Source organism: Pseudomonas sp. 22490 (assembly GCF_052044465.1).
In the GTDB taxonomy this organism is placed as follows: Bacteria; Pseudomonadota; Gammaproteobacteria; order Pseudomonadales; family Pseudomonadaceae; genus Pseudomonas; species Pseudomonas aeruginosa.
This window is the reverse complement of record NZ_JBQENS010000038.1, coordinates 50,896-64,015: the sequence shown is the minus strand read 5'-3', so window position 1 is coordinate 64,015 and position 13,120 is coordinate 50,896. Positions and strand designations below refer to the sequence as shown.

The window sequence follows — 13,120 nt, the reverse complement described above, 5'->3', positions numbered from 1 at the left end:
TACCAGGGCGCGAAGCTGGAATCGGGCAACGACCTGGCCATCGTCAGCGGCGGCGCGGTGACCTTCGAGGCGGTGAAGGATCTGCACCAGGAAAGCCACGAGAAGAGCAAGGGCGACCTGGCGTGGCAGTCGTCGAAGGGCAAGGGCCAGACCGACGAAACCGTGCGCCAGAGCCAGATCGTGGCCCAGGGGAATCTGGCGATCAAGGCCGTGGAAGGGCTGAAGATCGACCTCAAGCATATCGACCAGAAGACCGTAAGCCAGACCATCGACGCGATGGTGCAGGCGGATCCGCAACTGGCGTGGCTGAAGGAGGCCGAGCAGCGCGGGGATGTGGACTGGCGCATGGTGCAGGAGGTGCACGATAGCTGGAAGTACAGCAACTCGGGGTTGGGGGCTGCGCCGTCACTGGCCATTGCCATCGTTGCAGCTGCTTACCTCGGCCCGGTGTATGGCGCAATGGCCAGCAACCTCGCCATTGGCACCATCAACAATGGCGGTGACCTTGGCAAGGGGCTGCAACAGGCCACCAGCGCTGACAGTCTGAAAGGGTACGCCATCGCAGCGGCCACGGCTTATCTCGTCAGCCCGCAGTTGGACAAGGCATTCGGCGTATCCAGTGACAACATCAACAAAGTCACCAAAGGATTCAAGCTCAGTACAGTTGAGGGAATCGGTGGATTTGCTGCCTACAGCATTGCCCAAGGCTTTGCTCAATCGGTCATGCAGCAGGCCGCCTATGGCGGCAGCTACATCGACAACCTCGGTAATGCCATGGCAGGTCAGGCGCGCAACCTGGGAATGGCGGTAGGTTTCAATTTCATTGGCGACTCGGTCAAATACCCTGATGGCAGCCCGCCGAAAATCATGGCTCACGCCCTGATGGGAGGTCTGCTGGCCGAAGCCTCCGGCAGTGACTTCAAGACTGGAGCGGCGGCCGCTGGTGCCAACGAGGCCATGATCAACCTCCTTGGGAAAATGGTAGGTGGCGATCAAAACCTCGAACTGATGGCCTCGCAACTCGTTGGCGTAGCCGCGGCAAGTGCGGTCAATGGCGATGTGAGTCTGGGCGCCGAGATCGCCAAAAGCGGGACGGCGTACAACCGGCAGCTACACCCAGATGAAATCAAATTCGCATCGGATGTGGAGCGCGTCAAACGTTATGCCCAGGAAAATGGGCTGAGCGAGGACACCGCCCGCAAAGAGCTTCTCAGCACGGCCGCCATGATGGTGGACAATGGCTGGAACCAGGCCTTGGCCGGCACAGACATCAACGCTGCCCGGGCTGCTCAGTATCTGCGTACGGAGCTGGGCACAGGCCCGGACAGCAATCTCTTCCAGGTGACCCAGGCTGACTACTACAACGAGCGGGTGGGGCTGACGGCGCTATTCAAGAACAAGGAGGCCCTGACCAGCGTTCTGGAAAACATAGCCCTAGCGAATCCCGCGAGCTATACGAGGGACCCCGCGAACCGTGCGGAAGTGCTGAATGCCAAAGGTGAAGGTAGCCAAGCGGGCTTTGGGCTGGCACTGGAAGGGATCGTCAGCGCGCCTTCAAAAACTGCCTTGTGGTTGATGGGTGCGCTAACCTGTTCAAGCTGTGCGGAGCGGGATATCCAGAACGCTTGGAACTCGGTTGCCTCGTTACCTGAAGACATCCGTATGAAAGGCTATCTGGATGCCTTGCACACCATGCAAGGCCAGGGTGCCAGCGTGGTGCGGGACAACGCCGCGAGTTCGACTGCATTGGGAGTTGAGGTTGGGCTGGCCATTGATGGAGGGTTGGCAGGGGCAGGCAAGGGCGTCGTTACGGATGGTCCGAAAGGAATACTTACACTGAAAGATTTTCCTGATGTCTCTACCAAGATAAGCCAGAAGCAGCTTCGCCATATTGCTGGAACACAGCAGCTTGAGGCACGGGGAGGCGGTGGTTTCTTAAACAGTGTCTCTGATGCTCAAAAAGTGCTTGATGCCTACCATACCGGCCAAGTGAAAATCCTAGGGAGAAATGCTCAGGGATTCCCAGTAGTCAAGTTTGAGGGCGTTACTGGAACTAACGTTAATCTCGGTGTTGGTATAACTGATCAGGCAACCAATGTATTTATTATCAAGGGCACAAAGAGTCCAAGTATTGTCCCTACAAATCCAAACTGGAGTCCCAAATGAGTAGCCAGCCAACGTTGGAAGAATGGAATTTTCAAGTGTTAATGCTAATTCAAGCGTTGGTAGGTGCGATATCTGCCAATTTTAGAATGATTGCATTGTTATGGGATGGCGATGAGTGGGTATTGAGATTTTATCTTGAAGAGAGCAACGAAGAGGACGTTGAGGAGATTGAGGATGTTGTTTGCCAATATACGGCATATCAGGGCTCTAGTTTGAGATGCAGGTCTGAGTTGATCGTGGGGCGTGAACGCCTTCCGGGGCTTTCGGAGGTGGGTAGGGTTGTATACCGTCGCAGAGAGTCTTTTGATATTTAGTTGGGGCAAAAGGTAGCTCCGGCGCAGAAAGTGCTATCAATCAAGGCAGGCTTAATTCTCAGCTCCTGTCTGAGGAGGTTGCGAATGGCCACGCGTTCCAGAAACATTTAGTCGAACGGCAAGAGTTTGTTGATCTTGCGCCAACAGCATAAAGGGGACAGATTTATTTTCCCTACTCTAATTTTCTAAGCAGGGAGGCTCCAGTGCAGACGCCGTAAGGAGGCTCCGCGATGCCTAGGCAAGGGCGAGTGGTTTTACCGAATTATCCGCTTCACGTGGTCCAGCGGGGACACAATCGGCAAGTGGTATTCGCCGAGGACGAGGACTACCAGCGTTACCTCTCCGATCTACGGGACCTCAAGGATGCCTTTGGTATCAAGGTCTACGCATTTTGCCTGATGACCAACCATGTCCATCTGCTCTTGGCGCCTGGTGATTCGCTGTCTGGCTTGGCGCAACTGATGAAAACGCTGGCGGCGCGCACGACACGATATCGGAATCGCTTGGAGGGCCGTTCCGGAACGTTGTGGGAAAGTCGCTATAACTGGCGTGTTGCCGGTACATCGAACTGAACCCTATTCGGGCGCGGATGGTGGACGATGTGGCGGCCTATCCCTGGTCAAGTTATGGGCTGCAGAGCATAAAGGGGACAGATTTATTTTCCCTACTCTAATTTAAAGGAGATAAAACATACACGTTCTACTCAAGATCAAAAACTACGGGGCTACCTTCTGCGGAACTAAAGATAGGTGGAAATAATAAGAAAAATATTGCTGTAAAGATTCGTTTTGAAAATCCTTAGGGGTGTAATATGAATAGTTCCTGTCAGCATGTTTTATGTGGTTTGATGGACTTTTCAAAGAAGCTTCCAGATAATGTTGTTAAGGTAAAGAAAGGGATGGCATTTTTTGTTGAGAGATCGGCTCTATATAGTTTGAGTATTTTAAAATTGTTATTTTTTGTTAGCGTTAATTGTGGTGCGAAAAAAATATTTTTCTGCTTTTTGGTAGCCCAAAAAAATAAATTTGAGATCTCCTCGGTTTATGAGGTTGATCTGCTTGAAGTTAATTTTACTGAGATAGAGAATAGGCTGTTTTCTTTATATGAAGAGCATGTTTTAGTTGGAGAGGTAGGTAGAATAGTAGCTTTTTCAGATATGGTCTCATGGGTTCTGTATGAAGAGGTTTTAGAAGAGATAGGGGTTTTGGTTATGTTGGATGAAACGAGATCTGTATATTCGAATTTTGATTTTGGCGAGTTCGTTAGTAGAGAGTTTATGATGGAGCAGGCTGATTTGGGTTTATACCGTAAAGAGTACGTAGATAAACTTATTTCTAATTATTAACATAAAGGAAGAGTTTTTATTTTCCCTATCCTAACTTCTGAACACGGAGGCTCCAGCGCAGGCTCCGTCAAGGGGGCGACATGCCTAGGTAAGGGCGCATGGTTTAGCGAGTTATTCGCTTTGGGTTCGGCGTGGGCGCAGTCGCCGAAACTAGAGTAGTAAAAATAAATCTGTCCCTTTTTCTACGTCCCTTTTTCTACTATTAACCTAGTTGTGGAAGGGGGACTTGGATTGTGATTGTTATGCGCAATTTCACTAAGGAAGAGGTAAGGAATATGACACGTAGCCAAGGATGGGACAGTCTGCCATTTTGATATGAGAGTAATCATGATCGCTAGATTAGAGACTGAGGCAGGAAGTATAGTTTTCTCTCTAAAAAGCAAAGATATGGGGAGTGATTTTTTTGGTTTTTCTGTTCATGTTTATTTGCGCGAAGATTTTCCTAAATTTTTGAGTGGGGATTTTTTTTGTGAGTTAAATTCAGCAGATATTAAAAGGTTGAAAGAATATTTTTCCTCCCATTTGGCTGGATTGAAACTGCAGCATAAAGGGGACAGATTTATTTTCCTACTCTAATTTTCTAAGCAAGGAGGCTCCAGCGCAGACGCCGTAAGGAGGCTCCGCGATGCCTAGGCAAGGGCAAGTGGTTTTACCGAATTATCCGCTTCACGTGGTCCAGCGGGGACACAATCGGCAAGTGGTATTCGCCGAGGACGAGGACTACCAACGCTACCTCTCCGACCCTCAAGACCTCGAGGATGCCTTCGGTATCAAGGTCTACGCATTTGTCTGATGACCAACCATGTCCATCTGCTCCTGGCGGCTTGCCGGCCCTACTTTCTACTGCTCCCGTCGCACAGCGCCCCAATGTACTAGTACACCGGAAACCGCCGTCTCCCGTTGAACGGGCGGGCCCCGGCCCCCTACCATTCGCAGCACACCGACCCGCGCAAAGGGAGCGGGATGCCGCGTAGGCAGGCCGCCATGGAAGGAGAAGCACATATGCCGGTACTGGCTCTGAGACTCACCGCCCTGGCGGCCCTTGCGATCAGCGTGTCGGGGTGCGTCATGGAGGCCTATGGCAGTCGCGCGCGTAGCGATGCGCAATCCTGGATCGGCTTGCCGATCCAGGACGTGATCAAGCGCTTCGGCGAGCCGGAACGTGTGACGGGGGATGCCGCCAGGCAGAAGTACGTGTGGAAGGAGTACGAGAACTATAGCCACGACTACGACTACACCTACTACGAGCAGGGCCATGGCAATACGCCCAACAGCTCGGTCCTGAACCAGAAGACCGGCACGGCCAACCAGAGCGGCTATTACACCTGCATCTACGAGTTCTTTGCCGACGCCTCGGGCAGGGTGGTCGATGCGACCGCGCGGGGTGAGTGCCGCTAGTTCCAGGCGCTCTTCACGCCGCAAAGGGCGATTGGCTCAGCCAGCCACCGCCTTGTCTCCGACCTCGCAGAGACGCCTCAGTCCAGCGCGGAGGCGTCCCCTCCCCTCGCTCCGCCGTGATCGCCAGGCCGCCCTGCCTCACCCGGGTCCTGGTCCGGTCCTCGAAACCCGGCCGTTGCAGCCAGTAGCCGCGCAGGTTGATGCGGGGCGCCAGGCGGTTGCCGTCGCGTTCGTCCAGCGGCGCTCCGGGGTTTCCCCGGCGCCTCACAACAGGATCAGCAGCGCTCCTACCAGCAGCCCCGCCAGGCTGAAGGGCAGCGTTTGCAGGGCCAGCCGCTTGCCGCCCACCAGCACGACCAGGCCGGCCTTGACCAGGCTGTTGCTCAGGGCGGCAAGGGCGATGCCGCGGCTGGCCACGCCTGGATCGAGTTCGCCCTGCGCCGCGCGGGCCAGGGACAGGGTGATCGCGTCGACGTCGGCGAGGCCGGAGAGCAACGCGACCGCATAGATGCCGGCGTCGCCGAACAGCCGCCGGCCGACCTCCACCAACAGCAGGATCGCGCTCAGCAGGGCGGCGAAACGCAGGGCCGGGAGCAGTTCGAAGGGGTTGCGCAGGCCTGGCTCGTCGGGTGCCTCCTGGCTGGCGCGGCCGCCGCGCAGGGCGTGGAACAGCGTGCCGCCAAGGTAGACGAGGGTGGTGGCGGCGAATGGCAGGGCCAGTTCCTTCAGCAAGGCCGGGTGGATCGCGCCGATCTCGACGAGGATGCGCGGGAACATCAGCGCCGAGGTCGCCAGCAGGGCGCACGCCAACAGGGCGTCGGGCATGCGCTCGCGCAGGCGCGCCAGGGTCAGGGTCATCACCGTGGAGGACACCAGGCCGCCGAGCACCGCGGTCAGCAACAGGCCCTTGCGCGAACCGATCAGGCGGATGGCCAGGTAGGCGGAGAAACCGAGGGCGGCGATCAGCACCACCATCCACCAGGTCAGGTAGGGATTGAAGAACGCCCAGGGACCATAGCCCTGGTTGGGCAGCACCGGCAGCAGGACCACGGAAATGAACAGCAACTTGAGGGTGCCCGATAGCTCCTCGGCGGTCAGGCGCTTCAGCAGGGCGTGGAGCTTGTCCTTGAGGCTCAGCAGCAGGGTCAGCACGATGCCGCCGGCGGCAGCCAGCAGGCGCTGTTCGGTGAGGGCGAGGCTGCCGAGGAGGAAGGTCATCAGCAGGGCGATCTCGGTGGTCATGCCCTGGTCGCCGCCACGCCTGACATCGCTCACGTAGCCGGCCACGGCCAGCGCCGCGAGGGCCAGCAGCAAGGCTACCCAGACTGCGCTGCCCAGTTCGCCCGCGAGCAGGGTGGCGAAGCCGCCGAGCAGGCCGGCCAGGCTGAAGGTGCGGATTCCGGCGATCTGCCGCGCATCTTCGTGGTCGCGCTCCTGCCAGCCGCGCTCGGCGCCGATCAGGAGGCCGATGGCCAGGGCCGTGCACAGGCTCAACAACAGATCCAGGGAAAGCGTCATGCTCGATTCCATTCGCCGGGAGAGAGGATGGCGACGTGCCTGTGCGCACCATAGCAGCAGACGACCCCGAGGCGCCCGCACGGCGGTGCGCCGTCCACCAAGAGCCCGTCGCTGCCGCCGATATCCATCGGGTTCTCCGCCCCGGTGTAGGCGCACGGGAGCTGGCGTAGGGAAAGTCCGCTGTTTTTCGGCCGCTGACGGTTCTCTTTCCGCGTGCTCCGACGGCCGCCAACAGTAAAAAAACCACGGCCAATCCTGATAGGCGGAGGGGCGCCTCGTTCCTAGACTGGCGGGGAAACATCAGGAGACGTCAATCATCATGCATATTCAATCATCTCAGCAGAACCCGTCTTTCGTGGCTGAGTTGAGCCAGGCCGTGGCCGGGCGCCTGGGACAGGTCGAGGCCCGCCAGGTGGCCACTCCCCGGGAGGCGCAACAACTGGCCCAGCGCCAGGAAGCACCGAAGGGCGAGGGCCTGCTCTCCCGCCTGGGGGCCGCCCTCGCGCGTCCCTTCGTGGCGATCATCGAGTGGCTGGGCAAACTGCTGGGGAGCCGTGCCCACGCCTCCACCCAGGCGCCGCTCTCCCGTCAGGACGCGCCGCCTGCCGCCAGTCTCTCGGCCGCCGAGATCAAGCAGATGATGCTGCAAAAGGCACTGCCCCTGACCTTGGGCGGACTTGGCAAGGCGAGCGAGCTGGCGACTTTGACAGCGGAGAGACTGGCGAAGGATCACACGCGCCTGGCCAGCGGCGACGGCGCCCTGCGCTCGCTGGCCACCGCCCTGGTCGGGATTCGCGATGGCAGCCGGATCGAGGCTTCCCGTACCCAGGCTGCCCGCCTGCTCGAACAGAGCGTTGGGGGGATCGCGCTGCAACAGTGGGGGACCGCGGGCGGTGCCGCCAGCCAGCATGTACTCAGCGCAAGCCCGGAGCAACTGCGCGAAATCGCCGTCCAACTGCATGCGGTAATGGACAAGGTCGCCCTGTTGCGCCACGCGGTAGAGAGCGAGGTAAAGGGCGAGCCTGTCGACAAGGCGCTGGCGGATGGCCTGGTGGAGCACTTCGGGCTGGAGGCGGAGCAGTACCTAGGCGAACACCCGGACGGGCCGTACAGCGATGCCGAGGTGATGGCGCTCGGTCTCTATACCAACGGCGAGTACCAGCACCTGAATCGTTCCCTGCGTCAGGGGCGAGAGCTGGATGCTGGCCAGGCGTTGATCGACCAGGGCATGTCTGCCGCGTTCGAAAAGAGCGGACCGGCTGAACAGGTCGTGAAGACCTTCCGCGGCACCCAGGGCAGGGATGCCTTCGAGGCGGTGAAAGAGGGCCAGGTCGGCCACGACGCCGGCTATCTCTCCACCTCCCGGGACCCCAGCGTTGCCAGGAGCTTCGCGGGCCAGGGCACGATAACCACCCTGTTCGGCAGATCCGGGATCGATGTCAGCGAGATATCGATCGAGGGCGATGAGCAGGAGATCCTCTACGACAAGGGGACCGACATGCGCGTACTGCTCAGCGCCAAGGATGGGCAGGGTGTGACCCGTCGGGTGCTCGAAGAGGCCACGCTGGGGGAACGGAGCGGCCACGGCGAGGGACTGCTCGATGCCCTGGACCTGGCAACCGGGACGGATCGTTCAGGCAAGCCCCAGGAACAGGACCTGCGCCTGAGAATGCGCGGCCTCGACCTGGCCTGACCGGTCGACGGCAGAGACGGACACTCCCAAGGGGTGTCCGTTTTCATTTGCGCCGTACAGCGTCGGGCGCAATGGGCGGCAAGGAGGCCTGCCTGGCTGCCACCGGTTGGTGGCGGACACCGGTGCCCGGCGTCCCACCTCGATCCTGCGAACGAGACGCAGTCAGAATTCTCCGAGTATGCTTCCTGCATAACGAAACGATCGGAATAACTGTGGTAACTTTGCCGCCCACCGAGATGGCCTATTGATGGCTCATACGGTTCGTGCATCGCTTCCCGCACGATTCTTTCGGATTTCCAAGGCCGGCCGGGAGCGCCGGTTGATCGACGCATTCGTATTTCAAGGAAAGAAATCGTGGCCACCCCATTTCGCCCCTCGCCTTGGCGCGCCGCCGTGCCGCCTGGCCTTCCTCGATTTTCACTACGCCCTCTTTTCCGCACACGGGGCGGCTAGAAGCCGCTCCGCGTCGATAGCGTTTTTTTCCAGGAGAACCCCATGAGTCACAGCGCCAAGAAAGCACTACTGCCGCTCCTCGCCGTCGCCACCCTGGCCGGCCTGGCGGGCTGCGCCACCGAGACCTCCACCGCGTTGCCGGTACAGCAGGTCGAGAGCGTCAACCGACCCTACAGCGGCGTGCGTTCGCCGATTGCGGTAGGCAAGTTCGACAACCGCTCCAGCTACATGCGCGGGATCTTTTCCGATGGCGTCGACCGCCTCGGCGGCCAGGCCAAGACCATTCTCATCACCCACCTGCAGCAGACCAATCGCTTCAACGTGCTGGACCGCGACAACATGAGCGAGATCCAGCAGGAAGCGGCGATCAAGGGCCAGGCCCAGCGCCTGAAGGGTGCCGACTACGTGGTGACCGGCGATGTCACCGAGTTCGGCCGCAAGGAAGTCGGCGACCGCCAGCTGTTCGGCATCCTTGGCCGCGGCAAGTCGCAGATCGCCTACGCCAAGGTGGCGCTGAACATCGTCAACATCTCTACCTCGGAGGTCGTCTATTCGACCCAGGGCGCTGGCGAGTACGCCCTGTCCAACCGCGAGGTGATCGGCTTCGGCGGCACCGCCAGCTACGACTCGACCCTCAACGGCAAGGTTCTCGACCTGGCCATGCGCGAGGCGGTGAACAAGTTGGTCAACGCGGTCGATAGCGGGGCCTGGAAGCCACAGAACCAATAATCCACCAGAAACCAGGGAATCACGGCACACATGAGCAAGACGATCACATGGACGGCGGCGCTGCTGGGGAGCATGGCGCTGGCCGGGTGCAGCGGACCGAAGACGCTGTACCAGTGGGAGGGCTACCAGGCCCAGGTCCACGAATACTTCAAGGGTGAATCCAAGGAGGCCCAGGCGCAGGCGCTGGAAGCCGACCTCGAGAAGATCCGGGCGAAGAACGGCGCGGTGCCGCCGGGCTACCACGCCCAGCTGGGGCTGCTCTATTCCAGCATCGGCAAGGACGACCAGATGGTCCGCGAGTTCGAGACCGAGAAGGCGCTGTTTCCCGAGTCGGCGACCTACATGGACTTCCTCCTGAACAACGCCCGTGGAGGTGCCCGTTGAAACTCGCCCGACTGTCCGGCCTGGTGGCCGGTTTCACCCTGCTGGCCCTGCTCGGCGGCTGCGCGCCGACCAAGAGCGTCGATTACTCGGCGTTCAAGCAGGCCAAGCCGCGCTCGATCCTGGTCCTGCCGCCGCTGAACGAGTCGCCCGACGTGAAGGCGACCTACAGCATGCTCTCGCAGGTCACCTTCCCGCTGGCCGAGGCCGGCTACTACGTGGTGCCGGTGGCGCTGGCCGACGAGACCTTCCGCCAGAACGGCCTGACCAGCGCCGGCGACGTGCACCAGGTGTCCCCGGCCAAGCTGCGCGAGATCTATGGCGCCGACGCGGCGCTGTACGTCACGGTGAGCGACTACGGCACGCGCTACATGGTGATCAGCAGCGCGACCATCGTCACCGCCAGCGCCAAGCTGGTCGACCTGCGATCCGGCACCACCCTGTGGACCGGCTCGGCGACCGCCTCCAGCGAGGAAGGCAACGGCGGCAACAACGGCGGCCTGGTGGGCATGCTGATCACCGCGGCGGTCAAGCAGATCATCAACAGTTCGGTGGAGGACGCCGGTTATCCGATCGCCGGGATGACCAGTGCGCGCCTGCTCTCGGCCGGCCAGCCGGGCGGACTGTTGTACGGCCCGCGCTCGCCGAGGTACGGCAGCGACTGAGCCGTGCGCCGGGGCTACGGGGACGTCTCCGTGGCCTCGGCGCAAGCCGCCGGGAGGGGCTTGGCCGCTGCGTTGCGCTTGGCCATGTACTGGCGGATCAGGTCGTCGAGCAACGCCCGGATGGCGCGCCGCTCGTCCAGCCGCAGGCGGCCGATGGCCTCGAACTGCAGGCGCAGGTCTTCCGGTAGCGCCTGCCGCTCGCTGCGCTCGCAGACCAGCCAGTCGAGGGGCACCGCGAAACGTCCGGCGATGGTTTGCAGCACCACCAGCGACGGGTGCCCGCCCTTGGTTTCGAAGTGCCGCAACTGGCTCACGGTGACGCCCAATCGCTCGGCCATCTGCCGTTGGGTCAGGGCGTTCTGCTGGCGTAGGCGTAGGAGATTCTGCGCGAAGCTCATGGAAAACTCTCCAAGTCAGGGGAAATCCTTGCCACCGCCCCGGTGATGCGGGCGATGGCGGTTGTCTCCATCATCGGCGTTCGCACTCTTCGACTCTGCCCTACCGTTCCGGCGCGGGCCTGGGAAAGCTCCGGGTCGTGAGTCCGAGGTTTCCCCGCGTGCCGTCTTTTTCGATTCAGTAGAGGCTGAAGCGACGGGCTACCGTCCCGTTGGCCTGCGTCGGCGGCAGTTTGGCTCCGCGGCGAAGCGATAGGACGCGAGGGCCTTGCGCCTGGCGAGGACTAGTCCGCTTGCGCCCCCTGCGCCAGGGCGTTGCCGACGCCCACCAGCAGCGCCCGGGTCTGCGCCACGATGGCGCTGCGGTAGGCCTCGTAGCGGGCGTCGCTGATGGCGTTGTCGTTGCGCGCGCCGCCGCCGCTCGCCGGTACGCCGGTGTAGTAGTTGTTCATCACCGGGACATGGATGTGCCCGGCGGGAATCTCCAGGCGGAACGCGTCGCGCAGCACCGTGTTGCGGTAGGCGCTCTCGTTGGACAGGTAGTCGCCGCCACCGCCGTTGCGCGCGCAGATCCGTCGGTTCGGCGGGAGCACCAGGGAGGGATCGGGCATGGCGTTCATCACCCCGTTGGTCGGCACGTTTTCGGTGCGCGGGTTGGCGCAATCGGGGAAGAAGTCGTAGTTGGTGTGCCAGGTGACGTCGAAGCCTTCCGTGGCCTGGCTGGTAGCGCCCGGCGGCCGCTCGATGCCGCGCCAGGTATCGGCGGCGAGCAACTGGCGGACCGGCAGCGAGGCCTTGGAGAACTGTGCCGGCAGGTTCTGCCGCCAGCGGCTGGCGCTGTCGTAGCCGAGCCAGCGGCGCGGCGGGTTGATATTGCAGCCGGAGCCCCGCAGGGAAATCGGCGCGGTGCCGGGATTGGTCACGCTGCCCAGGGGAAGCACGTAGTTGGGCAAAGCGCTGTCGGCGGGGCAGTAGACGATGCCGTCGTTGCCGGCGGAGGAGCCGTGGAAGCGGCCGTTCCAGGCCTCCAGCCAGAACTGGTTGGCGCCGCCCTGGCTGATGGTGATGGAGGCGTCGACCCGGCGCGGGCCGGGGCGGAACCAGGGGCCCAGGGTGTCTTCCTGCATGCCGCGGTTGAACGGGTCGTAGCTGACCGGCAACAGGTAGGCCTCGATACGCAGCAGGCTGCCGTCGGCCAGCCTGAACTCGCGGCCGTCCAGCGCAAGGGCGGTGGCGCCCGAGGGGTTGCCGTTGCGCAGGCCGGTGTTCGCCGTCCCGGGAGTGCCCAGGGTGAAGACGTCGAAGCCGCTGATGATCATCCGCCGGTAGCGCGAGCCGTCGGCGGCGTAGCGGCGTGGCAGGTCGATGTCCAGCTGTCCGCGCGAGGCGCGTTCGAAGCGCCATTGCAGTGCCTGGGCCTGGGCCTTGCCGAGGTGGAAGGATGGCGCCCACTGGCGCAGGGTGCGGGTCATGTAGAGGCGCGTCCAGTAGAGCATGCGGTCATCGCTGGCCGGCAGCGCGCCGGCGGGAATGGCGCGGCGACCCTGGGCCCGGTCGACGGCGGCGCGCCACAGCGCGCGGCCCTCTTCGGTGACCAGCTTCAGTGCCTTGGCGTAGCTGGTGACCGGGGTGCGGCCGTCGGCGGCGCACAGGCGCTTGGCGAAGGCCGGTTCGAAGCCGTCGAAGCCGGCGCCCTTGACGATGCGCTCGGCCAGCGGCGTCTGGTCGTGGGTGACGACGTTGGCGCCGCTGAACGGCAGCGGCGTGTCGAGCCGGCGCTCCTCGTAGGACAACGCTGCCTCGCGGTTCCAGGAGCAGGCGACGCTGGGCGGCTTGCGGGCGCCGGCTAGGTCGCCGTTGGCGGCCCAGCCGGCGCCGGGCAGCAGGGCTGCCGAGACGGCCAGGGTGAAGAGGGAGTATCGGCTTGCGTGACGGGCGTAGCGCATCGGGTGGACTCCTGTTCTTGTTCGGTTCATGGGTCGATCGGTGCGGCGGGCGGAGCGCGGGCGAGCGGCGCCCGCCGGCGGCGGGGGCCGGGACCGACGCAAGGTGCGTCGCGGGTT

General features: G+C 61.7%; 12 protein-coding genes and 2 pseudogenes. 11 read left to right on the top strand and 3 right to left on the bottom strand.

The window, feature by feature from the left end:
• The 7 genes and pseudogenes from ACTJJX_RS29900 to ACTJJX_RS29870 all read left to right on the top strand — a co-directional run.
• Window positions 1–2,166 (top strand): DUF637 domain-containing protein (locus ACTJJX_RS29900; RefSeq protein ID WP_049317953.1); only part of this gene is annotated, 2,166 nt, incomplete at its 5' end.
• A complete protein-coding gene (locus ACTJJX_RS29895; RefSeq protein WP_019485604.1) occupies window positions 2,163–2,480 on the top strand; it encodes a hypothetical protein in 318 nt (105 codons plus the stop codon). The genes ACTJJX_RS29900 and ACTJJX_RS29895, both read left to right, overlap by 4 nt.
• Before the next feature lie 230 nt (window positions 2,481–2,710).
• Window positions 2,711–3,120 (top strand): annotated as a pseudogene (locus ACTJJX_RS29890) (transposase); the annotation flags it as partial.
• Between the two features lie 171 nt (window positions 3,121–3,291).
• Window positions 3,292–3,825 carry a hypothetical protein gene (locus tag ACTJJX_RS29885; RefSeq protein ID WP_169311240.1) on the top strand — a complete coding sequence of 178 codons (534 nt, stop codon included), beginning with the start codon at window positions 3,292–3,294 and terminating at the stop codon, window positions 3,823–3,825.
• A 327-nt stretch (window positions 3,826–4,152) separates the two neighbouring features.
• Window positions 4,153–4,401: a hypothetical protein gene (locus ACTJJX_RS29880; RefSeq protein ID WP_123789209.1), complete on the top strand. Its 249-nt coding sequence runs from the start codon at window positions 4,153–4,155 to the stop codon at window positions 4,399–4,401.
• A gap of 49 nt (window positions 4,402–4,450) precedes the next feature.
• A pseudogene (locus ACTJJX_RS29875) lies at window positions 4,451–4,647 on the top strand (transposase); the annotation flags it as partial.
• A gap of 180 nt (window positions 4,648–4,827) precedes the next feature.
• A complete protein-coding gene (locus ACTJJX_RS29870) occupies window positions 4,828–5,223 on the top strand; it encodes a hypothetical protein (RefSeq protein WP_003083536.1) in 396 nt (131 codons plus the stop codon).
• Window positions 5,224–5,487: 264 nt separating this feature from the next.
• On the opposite strand, the gene ACTJJX_RS29865 is transcribed toward ACTJJX_RS29870, so the two are convergent.
• Window positions 5,488–6,897 (bottom strand): MgtC/SapB family protein, encoded by a 1,410-nt coding sequence (locus ACTJJX_RS29865; protein WP_003122278.1) that lies wholly within the window; start codon window positions 6,895–6,897, stop codon window positions 5,488–5,490.
• 163 nt (window positions 6,898–7,060) lie between these two features.
• Here ACTJJX_RS29865 and exoT point away from each other — a divergent pair, with 163 nt between their 5' ends.
• The 4 genes from exoT (at window position 7,061) to ACTJJX_RS29845 (ending at window position 10,662) form a co-directional block, all read left to right on the top strand.
• Window positions 7,061–8,434: a T3SS effector bifunctional cytotoxin exoenzyme T gene (exoT, locus tag ACTJJX_RS29860; RefSeq protein ID WP_003118558.1), complete on the top strand. Its 1,374-nt coding sequence runs from the start codon at window positions 7,061–7,063 to the stop codon at window positions 8,432–8,434.
• Window positions 8,435–8,929: 495 nt separating this feature from the next.
• The gene (locus tag ACTJJX_RS29855) at window positions 8,930–9,616 is read left to right on the top strand and encodes a CsgG/HfaB family protein (protein WP_003111706.1); all 687 of its coding nucleotides are present in this window, start codon (window positions 8,930–8,932) and stop codon (window positions 9,614–9,616) included.
• Between the two features lie 30 nt (window positions 9,617–9,646).
• The gene (locus ACTJJX_RS29850) at window positions 9,647–10,000 is read left to right on the top strand and encodes a DUF4810 domain-containing protein (RefSeq protein WP_003083569.1); all 354 of its coding nucleotides are present in this window, start codon (window positions 9,647–9,649) and stop codon (window positions 9,998–10,000) included.
• On the top strand, window positions 9,997–10,662 hold the full coding sequence (locus ACTJJX_RS29845; RefSeq protein ID WP_003083573.1) for a DUF799 domain-containing protein: 666 nt from the start codon (window positions 9,997–9,999) through the stop codon (window positions 10,660–10,662). Before ACTJJX_RS29850 ends, ACTJJX_RS29845 begins: the two co-directional genes overlap by 4 nt.
• A gap of 14 nt (window positions 10,663–10,676) precedes the next feature.
• On the opposite strand, the gene ACTJJX_RS29840 is transcribed toward ACTJJX_RS29845, so the two are convergent.
• Window positions 10,677–11,060, bottom strand: coding sequence for a helix-turn-helix domain-containing protein (locus ACTJJX_RS29840; protein WP_003104304.1), 384 nt, complete (start codon window positions 11,058–11,060; stop codon window positions 10,677–10,679).
• Between the two features lie 281 nt (window positions 11,061–11,341).
• Complete coding sequence (locus tag ACTJJX_RS29835) at window positions 11,342–13,003, bottom strand: hypothetical protein (protein ID WP_003104301.1); 1,662 nt, start codon at window positions 13,001–13,003, stop codon at window positions 11,342–11,344.
• Window positions 13,004–13,120: the final 117 nt, after the last annotated feature.